17 protein-coding genes are annotated in these 17,941 nt (G+C 61.4%); 7 read left to right on the forward strand and 10 right to left on the reverse strand.

Features of this window, described 5'->3' with window-relative positions:
* Positions 1-107: 107 nt before the first annotated feature.
* Positions 108-776, forward strand: a complete 669-nt coding sequence (locus tag F8N66_RS30505) for a polysaccharide lyase family 7 protein (protein WP_150773603.1) — start codon at positions 108-110, stop codon at positions 774-776.
* A gap of 180 nt (positions 777-956) precedes the next feature.
* Here the strand turns inward: F8N66_RS30505 and fba are convergent, their stop codons facing one another.
* The 6 genes from fba to tkt all read right to left on the reverse strand — a co-directional run bounded on the left by fba (position 957) and on the right by tkt (position 7,314).
* Complete coding sequence (gene fba / locus F8N66_RS30510; protein WP_007975467.1) at positions 957-2,021, reverse strand: class II fructose-bisphosphate aldolase; 1,065 nt, start codon at positions 2,019-2,021, stop codon at positions 957-959.
* Between the two features lie 253 nt (positions 2,022-2,274).
* Positions 2,275-2,607: an MliC family protein gene (locus F8N66_RS30520; protein ID WP_150773605.1), complete on the reverse strand. Its 333-nt coding sequence runs from the start codon at positions 2,605-2,607 to the stop codon at positions 2,275-2,277.
* A 56-nt stretch (positions 2,608-2,663) separates the two neighbouring features.
* Positions 2,664-2,885, reverse strand: coding sequence for a hypothetical protein (locus F8N66_RS30525; RefSeq protein ID WP_150773606.1), 222 nt, complete (start codon positions 2,883-2,885; stop codon positions 2,664-2,666).
* A gap of 34 nt (positions 2,886-2,919) precedes the next feature.
* Positions 2,920-4,083: a phosphoglycerate kinase gene (locus F8N66_RS30530; RefSeq protein WP_150773607.1), complete on the reverse strand. Its 1,164-nt coding sequence runs from the start codon at positions 4,081-4,083 to the stop codon at positions 2,920-2,922.
* A 25-nt stretch (positions 4,084-4,108) separates the two neighbouring features.
* A complete protein-coding gene (gene epd, locus F8N66_RS30535) occupies positions 4,109-5,164 on the reverse strand; it encodes an erythrose-4-phosphate dehydrogenase (RefSeq protein ID WP_150773608.1) in 1,056 nt (351 codons plus the stop codon).
* Positions 5,165-5,316: 152 nt separating this feature from the next.
* Entirely contained in the window at positions 5,317-7,314 is a 1,998-nt protein-coding gene (gene tkt, locus F8N66_RS30540; protein WP_150773609.1) for a transketolase, read from the reverse strand.
* 273 nt (positions 7,315-7,587) lie between these two features.
* Here tkt and F8N66_RS30545 point away from each other — a divergent pair, with 273 nt between their 5' ends.
* From F8N66_RS30545 to F8N66_RS30560, 4 genes are all read left to right on the forward strand, one after another.
* Entirely contained in the window at positions 7,588-8,583 is a 996-nt protein-coding gene (locus tag F8N66_RS30545; RefSeq protein WP_150773610.1) for an ArsR/SmtB family transcription factor, read from the forward strand.
* Positions 8,584-8,601: 18 nt separating this feature from the next.
* A complete protein-coding gene (metK, locus tag F8N66_RS30550; RefSeq protein ID WP_150773611.1) occupies positions 8,602-9,792 on the forward strand; it encodes a methionine adenosyltransferase in 1,191 nt (396 codons plus the stop codon).
* A gap of 253 nt (positions 9,793-10,045) precedes the next feature.
* Entirely contained in the window at positions 10,046-11,725 is a 1,680-nt protein-coding gene (gene ligB / locus F8N66_RS30555) for an NAD-dependent DNA ligase LigB (protein ID WP_150773612.1), read from the forward strand.
* Between the two features lie 99 nt (positions 11,726-11,824).
* Positions 11,825-12,220, forward strand: a complete 396-nt coding sequence (locus F8N66_RS30560; RefSeq protein ID WP_150773613.1) for a DUF1090 domain-containing protein — start codon at positions 11,825-11,827, stop codon at positions 12,218-12,220.
* Positions 12,221-12,378: 158 nt separating this feature from the next.
* Here the strand turns inward: F8N66_RS30560 and F8N66_RS30565 are convergent, their stop codons facing one another.
* A complete protein-coding gene (locus tag F8N66_RS30565; RefSeq protein WP_150773614.1) occupies positions 12,379-12,828 on the reverse strand; it encodes a c-type cytochrome in 450 nt (149 codons plus the stop codon).
* 128 nt (positions 12,829-12,956) lie between these two features.
* On the opposite strand from F8N66_RS30565, the gene F8N66_RS30570 reads away from it, so the two are divergent.
* Positions 12,957-14,141: a murein transglycosylase A gene (locus F8N66_RS30570; RefSeq protein ID WP_150773615.1), complete on the forward strand. Its 1,185-nt coding sequence runs from the start codon at positions 12,957-12,959 to the stop codon at positions 14,139-14,141.
* Between the two features lie 131 nt (positions 14,142-14,272).
* Here F8N66_RS30570 and F8N66_RS30575 read toward each other — a convergent pair whose 3' ends face one another.
* Together F8N66_RS30575 and F8N66_RS30580 are read right to left on the reverse strand one after the other, a co-directional pair.
* Positions 14,273-14,656, reverse strand: a complete 384-nt coding sequence (locus F8N66_RS30575) for an MAPEG family protein (protein WP_150773616.1) — start codon at positions 14,654-14,656, stop codon at positions 14,273-14,275.
* 31 nt (positions 14,657-14,687) lie between these two features.
* A complete protein-coding gene (locus tag F8N66_RS30580) occupies positions 14,688-15,521 on the reverse strand; it encodes an EamA family transporter (RefSeq protein ID WP_150773617.1) in 834 nt (277 codons plus the stop codon).
* 297 nt (positions 15,522-15,818) lie between these two features.
* Between F8N66_RS30580 and F8N66_RS30585 the strand changes: the two genes are divergently transcribed.
* Complete coding sequence (locus F8N66_RS30585; protein ID WP_150773618.1) at positions 15,819-16,988, forward strand: MFS transporter; 1,170 nt, start codon at positions 15,819-15,821, stop codon at positions 16,986-16,988.
* Here F8N66_RS30585 and F8N66_RS30590 read toward each other — a convergent pair whose 3' ends face one another.
* Positions 16,989-17,876 (reverse strand): formate/nitrite transporter family protein, encoded by an 888-nt coding sequence (locus tag F8N66_RS30590; protein WP_150773619.1) that lies wholly within the window; start codon positions 17,874-17,876, stop codon positions 16,989-16,991.
* Between the last annotated feature and the right edge of the window lie 65 nt (positions 17,877-17,941).

Consider the following 17,941-nt stretch of genomic DNA (forward strand, 5'->3'; position numbering starts at 1 on the left):
GCCAGCATTAACAAAAAACCCATCTACCCTTATAAAGGCCGGCTTCAAAGGCCCGTGCTAGAGCTTCTGGTACGTCCGTGCTGCAAAAATCCGTGGAAGCTTTACCTATGATCGACCTCGCAAGCTGGAACCTCAGCGTTCCTGTCGGCAACCCGCCGTACACCGTTGAAACGGCCAAACTGGTCAAAGGCTTCAAGGATCAATATTTCCACTCCGACACCGGCACGCTGTTTTTCTGGTCGCCGGTGACCGGTTCTCGCACTGAAAACGCAATCTATCCGCGCACCGAACTGCGGGAAACCTACAGCAACGGCACGCTGAAAAACTGGTACTACCCGGACGCGGACAACAGCCTGCGTGCCACCCTGACGGTGCAACAGGTGCCGAGTTCCGGCAAGATCGTCATAGGCCAGATTCATGCCTATGAAAGCCAAAAGCCCTTGGTCAAGCTCGAGTACCAATACAAGACCAAGACCCAGAGCGGCAACATCGTCGCCAAGGTACGCATGCACCCCGATGACGATGAAGGGCGCGTCATCACCATCGCCACCGGCGTGAAACTGGACCGCGAATTCTCCTACCTGATCCACCTCAGCCCTGGTGGCGCGCTGGGCCTCAGCGCCGCCGGGTATCAGTGGGATACCAAGATCAGCGCCACCTGGCGGGTCAAGCCGTTGTACTTCAAGGCGGGGGTCTATGTGCAGGACAACACCGGGTACACCAGTGAGGGTGGGAAGGTGACGTTCAGCAAGCTGGATATTGATCACGATAAGTAGTTGACCCCTGTGGGAGCGAGCCTGCTCGCGAAAGCGGTGTGTCAACCGGCATCAATGTTGACTGTGAAAACGCATTCGCGAGCAGGCTCGCTCCCACAATGGCCGCATCCGGTCGTGAATCTTAAGGCATAAAAAACCCGCATTTCTGCGGGTTTTTTGTGAAGCTAAAACGCTTGGGTCTTAGTTGACCTTGGCGTTCAACTCACCTTTGAGGTAACGCTGATACATCCCTTCCAGGGAGATCGGCTTGATCTTCGAAGCGTTGCCGGCGGTGCCGAAGGCTTCGTAGCGCGCGATGCACACGTCACGCATGGCCGTCACGGTAGCGCCGAAGAATTTACGCGGGTCGAATTCGCTCGGGTTGGTGGCCATCAGGCGACGCATCGCGCCGGTGGATGCCAGGCGCAGGTCGGTGTCGATGTTGACCTTGCGCACGCCGTGCTTGATGCCTTCGACGATTTCTTCAACCGGTACGCCGTAGGTCTCTTTGATGTCGCCGCCGTACTGGTTGATGATCGCCAGCCACTCTTGCGGAACCGAAGACGAACCGTGCATCACCAGGTGGGTGTTCGGGATGCGCTTGTGGATTTCCTTGATGCGGTCGATCGCCAGCACGTCGCCGGTTGGTGGCTTGGTGAACTTGTAGGCGCCGTGGCTGGTGCCGATGGCGATGGCCAGGGCATCGACCTGGGTGCGCTTGACGAAGTCAGCCGCTTCCTCAGGGTCGGTCAGCATCTGGCTGTGGTCCAGAACGCCTTCGGCGCCGATACCGTCTTCTTCACCGGCCATGCCGGTTTCCAGCGAACCCAGGCAACCCAGCTCGCCTTCTACCGAAACGCCGCAGGCGTGAGCCATGGCCACGGTCTGTTGGGTCACACGGACGTTGTAATCGTAGTCGGTCGGGGTCTTGCCGTCTTCGCCCAGGGAACCGTCCATCATCACCGAGCTGAAGCCCAGCTGGATGGAGCGCTGGCAGACGTCAGGGCTGGTGCCGTGGTCCTGGTGCATGCACACCGGGATGTGCGGGAATTCTTCGATGGCCGCCAGGATCAGGTGGCGCAGGAACGGTGCACCGGCGTATTTGCGAGCACCGGCCGACGCCTGGACGATCACCGGGGAGTCAGTCTTGTCAGCGGCTTCCATGATGGCGCGCATCTGCTCAAGGTTGTTGACGTTGAAAGCTGGAACGCCATAGCCGAACTCGGCTGCGTGGTCCAGCATCTGGCGCATGCTGATAAGTGCCATTGTGTGTGTCTCTCCCGGTTGAGGGTCGTTAATCGTGCCAGCCTGCCGGAGCGGCGGCGGCTATTCAAGTGATTGCAGATCGGGGGTTGAGCCCGGGCTGCGAATTCGGTGTTGCCAAAATCCAAAGTGCTGCACTGACCCTTTGTGGGAGCGGGCTTGCTCGCGAATGCGGTGTGTCAAACAACAATAATGTTGACTGATACACCGCATTCGCGAGCAAGCCCGCTCCCACACTGGGGCAGTGGCGTGTCCATTACTGTGCCTTACAGCCGCGGCCAATCAAATCATTGGTGGCGACCCAATAAACCAGGCCTTCCTCGCCTTTGACGTGAAACGCCAACATGTTGTCGCTGTACAGCGAACCCGACGCACCCGGCTCTTGCTTCAAGCGGTAGACCTGATCCGCGCCACCCAGTCGCACATCGACTTCGCTGCGACTGTCATTGGCGTAGCGCCAGAGCACTTTGGCCTGGCTGTCGCAGGTCCAGGTGGTCCAATTGTCTGCCGGGGCAGACGACTGGAACGGGTTCAAGTTAGCGCAACCGGCCAACAGCGCCAGCGCCGTAACCGCGATAAATCCTTTCATCCGTGTTCCTCGACCGACAGCGTGCACCGCCGGCCCTGAATAAAGAGTCAGACCCGTCAAGGGCAACCATGTTCCTTGCCCGGGGTCTGTGTCTCGTATTTGTCCAGGCCGTCAGGTCCGGAACGCTTGTTGAGCACCGGATTGGTTTCCGCCTGCCAATCGGCCTGGTAGCAACCTTTATCCCGCGCAGGCGTCTCGGGTACCTCCGGGGCTTTCGGGCTACTCCCGCAAGCTGCCAGCGAACCCGCGACGATCAACAGCGCTAACGTCTTGACCATGAGAACACTCCCTTGCCTGGTCAAACGGGCAGCCTCAGGCCTTTGCACGGCTTTCCAGGACTTCAACGGCTGGCAGCACCTTGCCTTCGACGAATTCGAGGAACGCGCCGCCGCCGGTAGAAATGTAGGAGATTTGCTCACCCACGCCATATTTGTCGATGGCCGCCAGGGTGTCGCCACCGCCAGCAATGGAGAACGCCGAGCTGTCCGCGATGGCCTGGGCCAGGACTTTGGTGCCGTTACCGAACTGGTCGAACTCGAACACGCCAACCGGACCGTTCCACAGGATGGTCTTCGACGACTTCAGCAGGTCGGCGAAATTCGCCGCGGTCTGCGGGCCGATGTCCAGGATCATGTCGTCGGCCGCGACGTCCGCGATCAGCTTCACAGTGGCCTCGGCGCTTTCGGCGAATTCCTTGGCAACCACCACGTCCACCGGCAGCGGAACGCTGACCTTGGCGGCAATGGCGCGAGCGGTGTCCAGCAGGTCAGGCTCGTACAGGGATTTGCCGACCGGGTGGCCCGCAGCGGCCAGGAAAGTGTTGGCGATGCCGCCACCGACGATCAGCTGGTCGCAGATCTGGCTCAGGCTGTTGAGCACGTCGAGTTTGGTCGACACCTTGGAGCCGGCAACAATGGCGGCCATTGGCTTGGCCGGTGCGCCCAGGGCCTTGCCCAGTGCGTCCAGCTCGGCGGCCAGCAAGGGGCCTGCGGCAGCGACTTTGGCGAACTTGGCTACACCATGCGTCGAACCCTCGGCGCGGTGCGCCGTGCCGAAGGCGTCCATCACGAACACGTCGCACAGGGCGGCGTATTGCTTGGCCAGCTCATCGGCGTTCTTTTTCTCGCCCTTGTTGAAGCGCACGTTTTCGAACAGCACGATGTCGCCGGCCTTGACGTCGACGCCACCCAGGTAGTCAGCCACCAGTGGCACTTCACGGCCCAGGGCGCGGCTCAGGTAGTCGGCGACTGGCTTGAGGCTGTTCTCGGCGGAGAATTCGCCTTCGGTCGGACGGCCAAGGTGCGAGCAAACCATCACTGCCGCGCCTTTTTCCAGGGCCAGCTTGATGGTCGGCAGCGAAGCCAGGATTCGCGCATCGCTGGTGACAACACCGTCCTTGACTGGGACGTTGAGGTCTTCGCGGATCAGTACGCGCTTACCTTGCAGATCGAGGTCGGTCATCTTCAACACGGTCATGGGTCGCATTTCCTGGGTTACTGATTTAGAGAGCAGATGTTGGAGTCGCTGTTTGCAGATAGTGCTCTGCAACGTCCAGCATTCGGTTGGCAAAACCCCATTCGTTGTCGAACCAGGCCAGGATGTTCACCAGCCGGGGGCCGGAAACGCGGGTCTGACTGGCATCGACGATCGCCGAATGTGGGTCGTGGTTAAAATCACAGCTCGCATGAGGCAACTCGGTATAGGCCAGGAGGCCTTTGAGCGGGCCGCTGGAGGCAGCCTCGCGCAAGATCCGGTTGACCTCGGCGGCGTCGGTGTCACTCACGGTCTGCATCGTGATATCGAGGCAAGACACGTTCACCGTCGGCACGCGTACGGCTTTGGCCTGAATTCGCCCGGCAAGTTCCGGCAACAGGCGTTCGATACCACGCGCCAGACCGGTGGACACCGGGATCACCGACTGAAATGCCGAACGGGTGCGGCGCAGGTCTTCGTGGTGATAGGCGTCGATCACCGGCTGGTCGTTCATCGCCGAGTGGATCGTGGTGATCGACACGTATTCCAGGCCGATGGCCTGGTCCAGCAGGCGCAACAGCGGCACGCCGCAGTTGGTGGTGCAGGAGGCGTTGGACACCAGCAGCTCGTCGCCGGTCAGGCAGTCCTGGTTCACGCCGTAGACGATGGTGGCGTCGACATCCGACTCGCTGGCCATCGGTTGGGAGAACAACACCCGTGGCGCGCCGGCGTCGAGAAACCGCTGGCCGTCCGCACGCGTGTGATAGGCACCGGAGCATTCCAGCACCAGATCGACGCCCAGCGACGCCCAATCGATGCCTTCGGGGGTGGCACTGCGCAGGACCTTCACGCAGTCGCCATTAATATGCAGACAATCGCCATCGACCTTCACCTCACCGGGAAAGCGCCCGTGGGTGGAGTCGAAGCGTGTCAGGTATTCGATGCTGGCCATGTCGGCCAGATCGTTGATCGCGACAATCTCGAACCCTGCCGCCGAGCCTCGCTCGAACAACGCACGCAAGACGCAACGACCAATCCGGCCGTAGCCGTTGAGTGCAACTTTGTAGGGACGCGGTTGAGGCATGGGGGTTCTCGATTACCGTGTAGATTCAGTTACAGCAGCATCGCCCGGACCTCCACTTTCGCGAGCAAGCCCGCTCCCACAGGGAAATGCATTCCAACTGTGGGAGCGGGCTTGCTCGCGAAGGCGGCAGTCCAGACGATGCAACTTCTGGATCAGTCTTCCAGCAGCTCTTCAGCCTGACCCAGGATGTTTTCCAGGGTGAAGCCGAACTCTTCGAACAAGGCAGGCGCAGGCGCCGACTCGCCGTAGGTGGTCATGCCGATCACGCGACCTTCCAGGCCGACGTACTTGTACCAGTAGTCCGCGTGGGAAGCCTCGATGGCGATACGGGCGCTGACCTGCAACGGCAGGACCGATTGCTTGTAGCCGGCGTCCTGGGCATCGAACACGCTGGTGCAAGGCATGGACACGACGCGCACCTTGCGGCCCTGTTCGGTCAGCTTGTCGAAAGCCTGGACGGCCAGGCCGACTTCAGAACCGGTGGCGATCAGGATCAGCTCAGGCTCGCCGGCGCAGTCCTTCAGCACATAGCCGCCACGGTTGATGTCGGCGATCTGCAGGGCATTGCGAGTCTGGTGCTGCAGGTTCTGGCGCGAGAAGATCAGGGCCGAAGGACCGTCCTTGCGCTCCAGGGCGTACTTCCAGGACACCGCCGATTCGACGGCATCGGCCGGACGCCAGGTGTCGAGGTTCGGCGTGCAGCGCAGGCTGGCCAGTTGCTCGATCGGCTGGTGAGTCGGGCCGTCTTCGCCCAGACCGATGGAGTCGTGGGTGTAGACGTGGATCACGCGCTGCTTCATCAGCGCCGACATGCGCACGGCATTGCGGGCGTATTCCATGAACATCAGGAAGGTCGCGCCGTAAGGCACCAGGCCGCCGTGCAGGGCAACGCCGTTCATGATCGCGGTCATGCCGAATTCGCGCACGCCGTAATACATGTAGTTGCCGCTGGCGTCCTCGGCGGTGACGCCTTTGCAGCCTTTCCACAGGGTCAGGTTGGAACCGGCCAGGTCAGCCGAACCGCCGAGGAACTCAGGCAGCAGCGGGCCGAACGCGTTCAGGGCGTTCTGGCTGGCTTTACGGCTGGCGATGGTTTCGCCCTTGGCCGCCACTTCGGCGATGTAGGCATCGGCCTTTTCGGCGAAGTCGGCCGGCAGCTCGCCGCTCAGACGACGAATCAGTTCATTGGCTTCGGCCGGGAACGCGGCGGAGTAGGCAGCGAAACGCTGATCCCACTCGGCTTCGACCGCACGACCGGCTTCCTTGGCGTCCCACTCGGCATAAATGTCGGCCGGGATTTCGAATGGACCGTGGTTCCACTTCAGCGCAGCGCGGGTCAGGGCGATTTCCGCGTCACCCAGCGGGGCGCCGTGGCAATCTTCCTTGCCTTGCTTGTTCGGCGAACCGAAACCGATGGTGGTCTTGCAGCAGATCAGGGTTGGCTGATCGCTTTTGCGCGCCGTCTCGATGGCGGTCTTGATCTCTTCCGGGTCGTGACCGTCGACGTTGCGGATCACTTGCCAGTTGTAGGCTTCGAAACGCTTCGGCGTGTCATCGGTGAACCAGCCTTCGACTTCGCCGTCGATGGAGATGCCGTTGTCATCATAGAAGGCGATCAGCTTGCCCAGGCCCAGGGTGCCGGCCAGGGAGCCGACTTCGTGGGAAATGCCTTCCATCATGCAGCCATCACCCAGGAACACATAGGTGTGGTGATCGACGATGTTGTGGCCAGGGCGGTTGAATTGCGCCGCCAGAACTTTTTCAGCCAGGGCAAAACCCACGGCGTTGGCCAGGCCCTGACCCAATGGGCCAGTGGTGGTTTCAACACCCGGGGTGTAGCCGAGTTCCGGGTGACCCGGCGTGCGGCTGTGCAGTTGGCGGAATTGCTTCAGGTCATCGATCGACAGGTCGTAGCCGGTCAGGTGCAGCAACGAGTAGATCAGCATCGAGCCGTGACCGTTGGACAGCACGAAGCGGTCACGGTCGGCGAACGATGGATTGCTCGGGTTGTGCTTGAGGTAGTCGCGCCAAAGCACCTCGGCGATATCCGCCATACCCATAGGGGCACCGGGATGGCCGCTGTTGGCTTTTTGCACGGCATCCATGCTGAGGGCACGAATGGCGTTGGCACGCTCACGACGGCTAGGCATCGCTGTTCTCCTGCGGGTTCTGAATCGAGAGTGAATAAAACGAAACGGAAAAAAGGCGAGCATTTTCCCTCACCGAGCCGCCTCGGGGCAATGACAGATAGTCATCTGAAGGCGTTTTTCCAATCGATAACGACGGTTTCGCCTGGTGAAACCTTTCCGCCATCCGTTTGTTGACTGAAGCTGACGCTGAGAAGTGCCATCTATCGAGCAATATCAAAACTTTTTGATATTGCTCTTGCGATGCTTCCGAGGCGTGACTAGACTGCCGGCCTTATGAATTTACGCGTGCCTTCCATTCGCCATGACGATTGCGATGAGCTGGCGGCCTTGTGCAAGGCCGGCGGCGATCCTCTGCGGCTGAATGTCTTGCGCGCACTGGCCAACGATTCCTTTGGCGTGCTGGAGCTGGCGCAGATTTTTGGCATCGGCCAGTCCGGCATGAGCCACCACCTCAAGGTATTGGCCCAGGCCGACCTGGTGGCGACCCGCCGCGAAGGCAACGCGATTTTTTATCGCCGCGCCCTGCCCCACACCGGCCTGCTCGGCGGCAAACTGCATGCGGCCTTGCTCGAAGAAGTGGACGAGCTGATGTTGCCTGCCGATGTGCAGTCGCGGATTACTCAGGTCCACGGGCAACGGGCAGCCGCCAGCCAGGACTTTTTCTCACGGGTCGCGGAAAAATTTCGCGCCCAGCAAGACTTGATCGCCGGCCTGCCGCAATACCGCGATAGCGTGGTGGCCTTGCTCGACAAGCTGAGTTTCAGCGAAGGCGCGACAGCCATCGAAGTCGGCCCCGGGGACGGTGCCTTTCTGCCGGAACTGGCGCGCCGCTTCACCCAGGTCACGGCGCTGGACAACAGCCCGGCGATGCTCGAACTGGCACGCCAGGTGTGCGAACGCCAGGCGCTGACCAACGTCAGCCTGCAACTGGCCGACGCCTTGAATGGCGTGAGCCTCAAGGCCGACTGCGTTGTATTGAACATGGTGCTGCACCATTTCGCCGCACCGGCCGATGCGCTCAAGCACATGGCCCATTTGCTGCAACCAGGCGGTAGCCTGTTAGTGACAGAGTTATGTAGCCACAACCAGAGTTGGGCCAGGGAAGCCTGCGGTGATCTCTGGTTGGGGTTTGAACAGGACGATCTGGCCCGTTGGGCCACCGCTGCGGGACTCGTTCCCGGGGAAAGCCTCTATGTAGGCTTACGTAATGGTTTCCAGATCCAGGTCCGCCATTTTCAGCGACCGGCTGGCGACACTCACCATCGGTAATTTCAGGAAAAAATCGAGATGAGCGAATACTCCCTTTTCACCTCCGAGTCCGTGTCTGAAGGGCATCCGGACAAAATCGCCGACCAGATTTCTGATGCGGTGCTGGACGCCATCATTGCTGAAGACAAGTTCGCCCGTGTGGCGTGCGAGACTCTGGTGAAAACGGGCGTGGCAATCATCGCCGGCGAAGTCACCACCTCGGCCTGGGTTGACCTGGAGCAGATCGTTCGTGACGTGATCACCGACATCGGCTACACCAGCTCCAACGTTGGTTTCGACGGTGCGACCTGCGGCGTGATGAACATCATCGGCAAGCAGTCCCCTGACATCAACCAGGGTGTCGACCGCGCCAAGCCTGAAGATCAGGGTGCCGGCGACCAGGGCCTGATGTTCGGCTACGCCAGCAACGAAACCGACGTGCTGATGCCAGCACCGATCACCTTCTCGCACCAGCTGGTTCAGCGCCAGGCCGAAGCCCGTAAATCGGGCCTGCTGCCTTGGCTGCGCCCGGACGCCAAGTCGCAAGTGACCTGCCGCTACGAAAACGGCAAGGTTGTCGGTATCGACGCCGTGGTCCTGTCGACCCAGCACAACCCGGAAGTGTCCTACACCGACCTGCGCGAAGGCGTGATGGAGCTGATCGTCAAGCACGTGCTGCCTGCCGAACTGCTGACCAAGGACACCCAGTTCCACATCAACCCGACTGGCCAGTTCATCATCGGTGGCCCGGTGGGCGACTGCGGCCTGACCGGCCGCAAGATCATCGTCGACAGCTACGGCGGCATGGCTCGCCACGGCGGCGGCGCGTTCTCCGGCAAGGATCCGTCGAAGGTTGACCGTTCGGCCGCCTACGCCGGTCGTTACGTGGCCAAGAACATCGTCGCCGCCGGCCTGGCCGAGCGCTGCGAGATTCAGGTGTCCTACGCCATTGGCGTCGCGCAGCCGACGTCGATCTCGCTGAACACTTTCGGCACCGGCAAGATCAGCGACGAGAAGATCGTCAAACTGGTCCGCGAAGTGTTCGACCTGCGTCCCTACGCGATCACCAAAATGCTCGACCTGCTGCACCCGATGTACCAGGAAACCGCTGCTTACGGCCACTTCGGTCGTACCCCGGCGACCAAGACCGTGGGTGACGACACCTTCACCACGTTCACCTGGGAAAAAACCGACCGCGCCGACGCCCTGCGTTCTGCCGCCGGCCTGTAAGCCTTTCCCGGCTACACCAAAAGCCCCGCACGGTTTTGCCGTGCGGGGCTTTTTATTGGCTTGCACCTGAGACCTCGCTGCCCCCTTCGCGAGCAAGCCCGCTCCCACAGCAAAACGCATCCCGATGTGGGAGCGGGCTTGCTCGCGAAGAGGCCGGCAATGCCACCCGAAAATATCCGGCAAAACACCCACCCTTCACGCCAACGAACCCTCGCCTAGCCTTCACGCACCCCAATGAGCAAGGACGCTCACGATGCCCCTCACCCTGCGCCTGTTTATCACCTGCCTGCTCGCCTTGGCCAGCCTGAACGCCAACGCCACCCTGTGCCCCGACTGGCCGCCCGAGCGCGCGTCGAACGAGATCACCGTCCTGCAAAACCAGATCGACACCTGGGACGACAGCTACCACCGCGAAGGAAAATCCCTGGTCGCCGACGAACTCTACGACCAGTCACGCGCGCGCCTCACCGAATGGCGCCAATGCTTCGACCCTGCCCCACCCAAAAATCCGCTGGGCACGGCGCGCGGCACCATTGCCCACCCCATCGCCCACACCGGCCTGGATAAGCTGGTCGATGAACACGCCGTCGAACATTGGCTGCGCCATCGAACGGACATCTGGGTCCAACCCAAGGTCGACGGTGTTGCCGTGACCTTGATCTACCGCAAAGGCCTGCTGACCCAGGCGATCAGTCGCGGTGACGGCTCGCATGGCCAGGACTGGACGACTGCGGCCCGCCAGATCGCGGCAATCCCTCAAAGGCTGGCGCAGCCACTGGACCTGCTCGTGCAAGGCGAACTCTACTGGCGCCTGACCCGGCACGTGCAATCCCGGACCGGCAGCCTCAATGCCCGGGCCACCGTCGCCGGCTTGATGGCGCGCAAGACCTTGAACGCCGTGCAGGCGGCCGGGATCGGCCTGTTTGTCTGGGACTGGCCCGAAGGTCCGGCGAGCCTGCCAGAACGCGTCGCCACACTGGACGAACTGGGATTTCCCGCCAGTACGGCATACAGCCAACCGGTCGAAACCCTGGCCGATGCGCAGCACTGGCGTGATCACTGGTATCGCTCGCCGCTGCCGTTTGCCAGCGATGGCATCGTCCTGCGCCAGGGGCAACGCCCGCCCGCCGGGCGCTGGCAAGCCAAACCGTCCTTTTGGAGCGTCGCCTGGAAGTATCCCTTCGCCCAGGCATTGGCGCAGGTCCGCAAGGTTCATTTCAAGGTCGGCCGGACAGGGCGGATCACCCCGGTGCTGGAACTGACGCCGGTGATGCTCGATGACCGGCAGATCAAGCGCGTCAGCGTGAGCTCCCTGCAACGCTGGCGGGCGATGGATATTCGACCGGGCGACCAGGTCGCTATCAGCCTCGCCGGCCTGACCATTCCCCGGCTGGACGGCGTAGTGTTGCGCGGTGCCGAGCGACCGGCGCTGGAGGTGCCCCTGGCCACCGACTTTCATCCGTTGAGCTGCTGGCAGCCAACCTCGGGATGCGAAGATCAGTTTCTCGCCCGCCTGGCCTGGCTCAGCGGCAAGCAGGGCCTGGCGCTGACCCATGTCGGCCCTGGCACCTGGGAAAAGCTTGTCCAGGCAGGCCGCCTCAACAGTCTGCTGGATTGGTTGACCCTCGATGCCCAAGAGCTTGCTAACATTGATGGTTTGGGCGAGCGCAGTGCCGCGCGCCTCCTGGCCAGTTTCGACAGTGCCCGGCAACGTCCTTTCGCCCGCTGGCTCAAAGCGCTGGGCATGCCACCGACAGGCCAGGCGCGCCTCGCCGATTCCTGGCAGGCACTGGCGCAACGCGACACCGGGCAATGGCAGGACGAAGCCGGGATCGGACCGGGACGCGCGGCGCAATTGAGCGCGTTTTTCCGCGACCCGCAAGTCCTGGCCTTGAGTGAGACATTACGGGAGGCGGGGATTGACGGTTTCTAAGGCCGGCAATGCCGTTGCACCCGGGAACCCTGTAGTACCGACAGGCTCAAACCTGCCATCGCCGCATCGAACCGATTGCCTTTTTCACATGGAGCTTTTATGAAATTTCTTTCACCGCTCGCCCTGTTGACCCTTTGCAGCGTGATGGCCGCCCCGTTGATGGCCGCCGAGGACGCACCGGAATTGACCGGCTGTGCCGCCAAGAAACAAGGCATCATCAACCAGATCGAACTGGCCAAGTCCCACGGCAATGCCGATCAGCAGGCCGGGCTGGAAAAAGCCCTGAGCGAAGTCACCGCCAACTGCACCGATGCCTCGCTGAAAAAAGAACGCGAAAACAAGGTGCTTGAGGCCAAGCACGAGGTGAGCAAACGTCAGGCCGACCTCGACAAGGCCATGAAAAAAGGCGACCCGGAGAAGATCAACAAGCGCAAAGACAAACTCGCCGAGTCCCGCAAGGAATTGCAGGAAGCGGTGGATGAGCTGGATAAGTAGAAAACGGCTGAAATCAAGAGTCTTTGGTGCTTTCACAGCAGTCTTCGCGAGCAAGCCCGCGCCCACACTGAATCACTGTCAAACACAAAATTTGTGGCCGCCGGAGATCAAATGTGGGAGCGGGCTTGCTCACGAAGGCGTCAGACCGGTTACCGCAATCAATGATCCCGAAACGCCTTATGACAAGCACTACAGGCATCCTCGACCTTCTGCACCGCCGGCCCCAGATTGCTGGCCTTGTAGGGTTGAACCTGGCTGGCAATTACCAATTCACCGGTGGCGCTTTCAAGATCGCGCGCCATGCCCTGAAAACGTGCCTGTTGTTCCCACACATCGCTCTTGGCGCTGGTGTGGTCTTCTTCACGCACCTGCGGGAAGTGCTTCCAGGGTTCATGGGACAATGCGTCGAGTTTCACCGCGCCGTCAGCGAACTTCGGACCATCGAACGCAATACGGCCACGCAACATGCCTCCCAGGTCTTCGCCGGTCTTGAGCATTTGCTTGAAGATGGCCTTGCGCTGGCCAAGCGGCGAATTGGGGTCGACACCGCCGCACGCGGACAACGTCAGGCAGGCCAGCAATACAACAGAAAATCTTTTAAGAGTCATGGTGGCTTCAGGTCACGGGAAACGGCGGCCAGTATCCTCGCGTCCCCGGCAAACACCAATAGCCCTATTATCAATACGGGTTGCATGAGCGCATGGAGCACTCAGGCAACCGGCAAAGGAATTACTCCATGAACAGCCGTTTCAAGGCGTGGCGTCACAGCCTGGCCTGGACCCTGCCGATGGTAGCCCTGCTCGCAGGTTGCACCGGTGGCGACAACAAGCAGCCGAAAACCCACGCGCTGGCCACTTACTCCACCGCCACCTGGGAAGCGCTGCCGGCGGTCTCAGACACCGACCTCGTCGCCGGTTTCGGCTCGTGGCGCAGCGCTTGCACGCGACTCAAGGCCGACCCGGTCTGGGGCGGCATCTGCGCAGCCGCCGCCAACGTGCCGCAAACCGCCAGCGATATCCGCGGTTTCCTCAAGCAGAACCTCGATGTCTACGGTCTGCGCGCCGCCAATGACAACCCCAACGGCCTGATCACCGGTTACTACGAACCGGTCTACCCGGGCAGCCTGACCCAGACCGCCGCCGCCAACATTCCGGTGTACGGCGTGCCCGAAGACATGATCATCGTCGCCCTGGACAGCCTTTACCCGGAACTCAAGGGAAAACGCCTGCGCGGTCGGCTGGAAGGGCGCGTCCTCAAGCCTTATGACGACGCGGCAACGATTGAGAGCAAAGGAGTCAAGGCGCCGGTGGTGGCCTGGCTGACCGATCCGATGAACCTGCAATTCTTGCAAATCCAGGGCTCGGGGCGCATCCAGATCGAAGGTGGCCGGCAGCTGCGCATCGCTTATGCCGACCAGAACGGCCACCCCTATCGACCCATCGGCCGCTGGCTGGTGGAGCAAGGCGAGCTGAAGAAAGAAGACGTGACCATGGGCACGATCAGCGCCTGGGCCAAGGCCAATCCATCGCGCATTCCGGAGCTGCTGGGCAGCAACCCCAGCTATGTCTTTTTCACCCGCAACCCCGACAGCAACGAAGGGCCACGCGGCTCGTTGAACGTTCCCTTGACGGCGGGTTACAGCGCCGCGGTGGATCGCAAGGTCATTCCGTTGGGCAGCCTGTTGTGGTTATCCACCACCAGGCCGGACGGCACGGCGCTGGTACGGCCAGTCGCGGCGCAGGACACCGGTGGCGCAATTGCCGGCGAAGTTCGCGCGGACCTGTTCTGGGGCACCGGTGATGCGGCCGGGCAACTGGCCGGGGACATGAAGCAGCAGGGGCAGATCTGGATGCTCTGGCCAAAAGGCGCGGCCTTGCCCCAGGTGCCGCAGGTGGCTGATGCGGAGAAGACCAAGCCGTGAGTCAAATGCTGTCAGTCAAATAGCTTTCGCGAGCAAGCCCGCTCCCACAGTTGACCGAGTTCCTTCAGCTGGAATGTGGTCGTATGTGGGAGCGGGCTTGCTCGCGAAGACTGCCTGAAGAGCGATGAAATTCAGGCAGACACAACAAAAAGCGCCACGATCAACCCCATCCCCACAAACCACATCAACGACCGCAACGTCGCCAGATCCGTCAGATAAAAAATGATGTACAGCAGCCGACTGGTGATGAACAACACCGACAGCACATTGATCGTCACCAATTCCGCATTACCGGCCAGGTGAGCCACGATCACCGCCGCGGCGAACGCCGGCGTCACTTCAAAACTGTTCAGTTGCGCCGCATTGGCGCGCCTGCCCAATCCATCCAGCGAATCGAGAAAATCCCGAGGGTCATGGTTGTCTTTCAACCGGAACCCGCCACTGATCTTGGCCACGCCCACACACACATAGGGCAGGAAAATCGCGATCAAAATGCACCACAGAGCAACCGTCATAAAGCCATCCCTTCTTCACGTTACACAGCAGTCAGAATTTCATCACCAGCATGCCGATCAGCACCAGGCTACAGGCTAAGAGCCGAGGCCGGCCGAAAGGTTCTTTCAGGTAACGCATACCGAACAGCACCACCAGGATCACGCTGATCTCGCGCAAGGCCGCCGCTTCGGCAATCGACCCCAGCTGCATGGCCCACAGCACCAGAGCGTAGCTGAACAACACGCAGAACCCGACCGCCAGCCCCAGGCGCCATTGCTCACGCCAGAACAACTTGAACGCCGGTCGCTTGCGCACCCAGGCCAGCAATGGAAACGGCCAGGCGCTGATCAGCGTCACCCAGACCAGGTAGTCCAGCGGATGCGACCAGCGTCGCAGCGCCTGCCCATCGATGTAGGTGTAGCACCCGATGCACAGGCCAATCAGCGCCACCACCGGCAACATCGACCAGGGCAGGCGCGCCCCGCCTCCGCCCTGCCAGAGCAGGCATAGCATGCCCAGCGGGATCAGCAGGATCCCGAAGATCTGCTGATGGGTCAGCGTCTCTGCGGCGAAGATCAGCGTCAGCGCCAGCACCACCAGCGGCGACAACCCGCGCATCAGCGGGTAGACCAGCCCCAGGTCACCCACCCGATAAGCCTGGATCAGCAAATAGCGATAGAGCAGCTCGAACGCTGCGGAGGCCAATATCCATGGCCAGATTTCAACGGGTGGCAGCGCCACGAACGGCAGCATCACCGCGACAAACAGCATCGCCACGCTGTCCATGCAGGCCACCACCAGCAGCCGCTCGGCGCTGAATTTGATCAGGGTATTCCACGCCGCATGCAACAGCGCCGCCACCAACACCAGAGCCGTCGCAAGCACGGCACACTCCTTTCTTGTTACCGCACTGTCCCTCTGTAGGAACTGCCGAAGGCTGCGATCTTTTGATTTTAAAGATCAAGATCAAAAGATCGCAGCCTTCGGCAGCACCTACATAAGCGCGCAGAGAATTGATTCGCGATATGTCAGCAGCTGTTTATACTGCAAGCGACCACGCCGCACTCAGTTGCGCACAGACTAATTCCAATAAAATCTGCCTCCGGCCGCTCTCATAGAGAACGGTCTTGGGCATGCGTACGCCTGATCACAGCGTCAAGACTACCGACAGAGACCTTGCGCATGCCACTCGCTTTGCTTGCCCTTGCTGTTGCCGCGTTCGGCATCGGCACCACTGAATTCGTCATCATGGGCCTGCTGCCCGATGTTGCCCGCGACCTCGCGGTGAGCATTCCCCATGCCGGCCTGCTGATCACCGGATACGCCCTGGGCGTGGTCTTCGGCGCGCCGATCCTCGCGGTCGGCACCGCGAACATGCCGCGCAAAGCCACCTTGCTGGGCATGACCCTGATGTTCATCCTCGGCAACATGCTCTGCGCCCTGGCACCGAACTACGCCACGCTGATGGCGGCGCGGGTGGTGACAGCGCTGTGCCACGGCGCGTTTTTCGGCATCGGCTCGGTGGTGGCCGCCGGACTGGTGGCGCCGAACAAACGGGCGCAGGCAATTGCCATGATGTTCACCGGCCTGACCCTCGCCAATGTACTGGGCGTGCCATTGGGCACCGCGCTTGGCCAATACGCCGGCTGGCGCTCGACCTTTTGGGCGGTGTCGGTGATTGGCGTGATCGCCGCCATTGCGCAGTGGGTCTGGTTGCCGAAGGACATCGCCATGGACAAGGCCAACCTCGCCAGCGAGTTCAAGGTGCTGGGTAAGATCAACGTGCTGTTGGCGCTGGGCATGAGCGTGCTGGCCTCGACCAGCCTGTTCAGCGTCTTTACCTACATCGCGCCGATCCTGCAGGACATCACGGGCGTCAGCCCCCATGGCGTGACGATCATGTTGCTGTTGTTCGGCGTGGGGTTGACGGCGGGCAGCATGCTCGGCGGACGCCTGGCTGACAGCCGTTTGCTGCCGTCACTGGTCGGCATGGCGTTGGCCGTGGTGCTGGTATTGGCCGCCTTCAGCCAGACCAGCCACTCGGTGATTCCGGCCGCGATTACCCTGGTGCTGTGGGGTATTTTCGCCTTCGCCCTGTGCCCGATCCTGCAACTGCTGATCATCGATCAGGCCCACGAAGCGCCAAACCTGGGTTCGACCCTGAACCAGAGCGCATTCAACCTCGGCAACGCGGCCGGTGCCTGGATCGGCGGTTTAGTAGTGGCCAGCGGTGCGGACCTGGCGGACCTGCCCTGGACGGGCGCGCTGGTCAGCGGCCTGACGGTGCTGACCGCACTGTTCTACATCTACCTGCAACGTCGCGGCGCAGCTGAGGTCCACGCATCGAGCTGACTATTTCTTGATCTGCGGCGGGCCAGGCTCTTCACCCTGGCCCGCTGTATTTTTCGGCGGGCCGCTTTCACTGCGAATCTGCGCGTGGCTGATCAGCGCGAAGATAAAGCTGCCGCCAATGATGTTGCCCGCCAGCGTCGGGCCGGCGAACACCAGCCAGAAATCCTTCCACGGTAATTCACCGGCAAACACCAGGTACGAGACTTCCAGCGAACCGACGACGATATGAGTGAAATCCCCCAGCGCCATGAAGTAGGTGATGAGGATGATGATCCACATCTTGGCGCTCTCCATGGACGGGATCATCCAGACCATGGTGGCGATCATCCAGCCGGAGATGATGCCTTTGGCGAACATTTTGCCGGCGTCGTTCTCCATGACCTTGCGCCCGATGTCGAGAAAGGCCACGTCCGTCTTGCTGTCGAAAATGGGCAGTTCCAGCATGACATAGGCCACCAGCAGCGTGCCGCAGAGGTTGCCGATCAGCACCACCGACCACAGTCGCAACAAGCGGCCGAAATTGCCCAGCGTGGGTTTGCTCATGATCGGCAGCACGGCCGTCAGGGTGTTTTCGGTGAACAGTTGCTGGCGGGAGAGGATCACCGCGAGAAACCCTGCGCAGTAACCGAAACTGGCGATCACCTTGTAGCCTTCGCCGTCCGGCAGGCGCGAGTTGAGCAACCCCATGCCCATCAGTGACAGGCCCATGGTCAAGCCGGCGGCCAGGGCCGACCACCACAGCGCGGCAACGGTACGTTCCAGCTCCTGGTCACCCTGGGTACGGATGATTTCATGCAGCACCGCCGCGCGCGGTGGCTGGCCCTTCTCGACTTCCTGCTGCTCTTTGGCCGAGAGGTCGGGGGTCTTGCCGTCTTTTGGCGAATTCATGGCGTGCGCACCGGTAGCGGATCATTTAGCTACGACCTGTGTCACTCCGATTACGTTCTGTAGGA

Source organism: Pseudomonas fluorescens, assembly GCF_902498195.1.
Classification (GTDB): domain Bacteria; phylum Pseudomonadota; class Gammaproteobacteria; order Pseudomonadales; family Pseudomonadaceae; genus Aquipseudomonas; species Aquipseudomonas fluorescens_BU.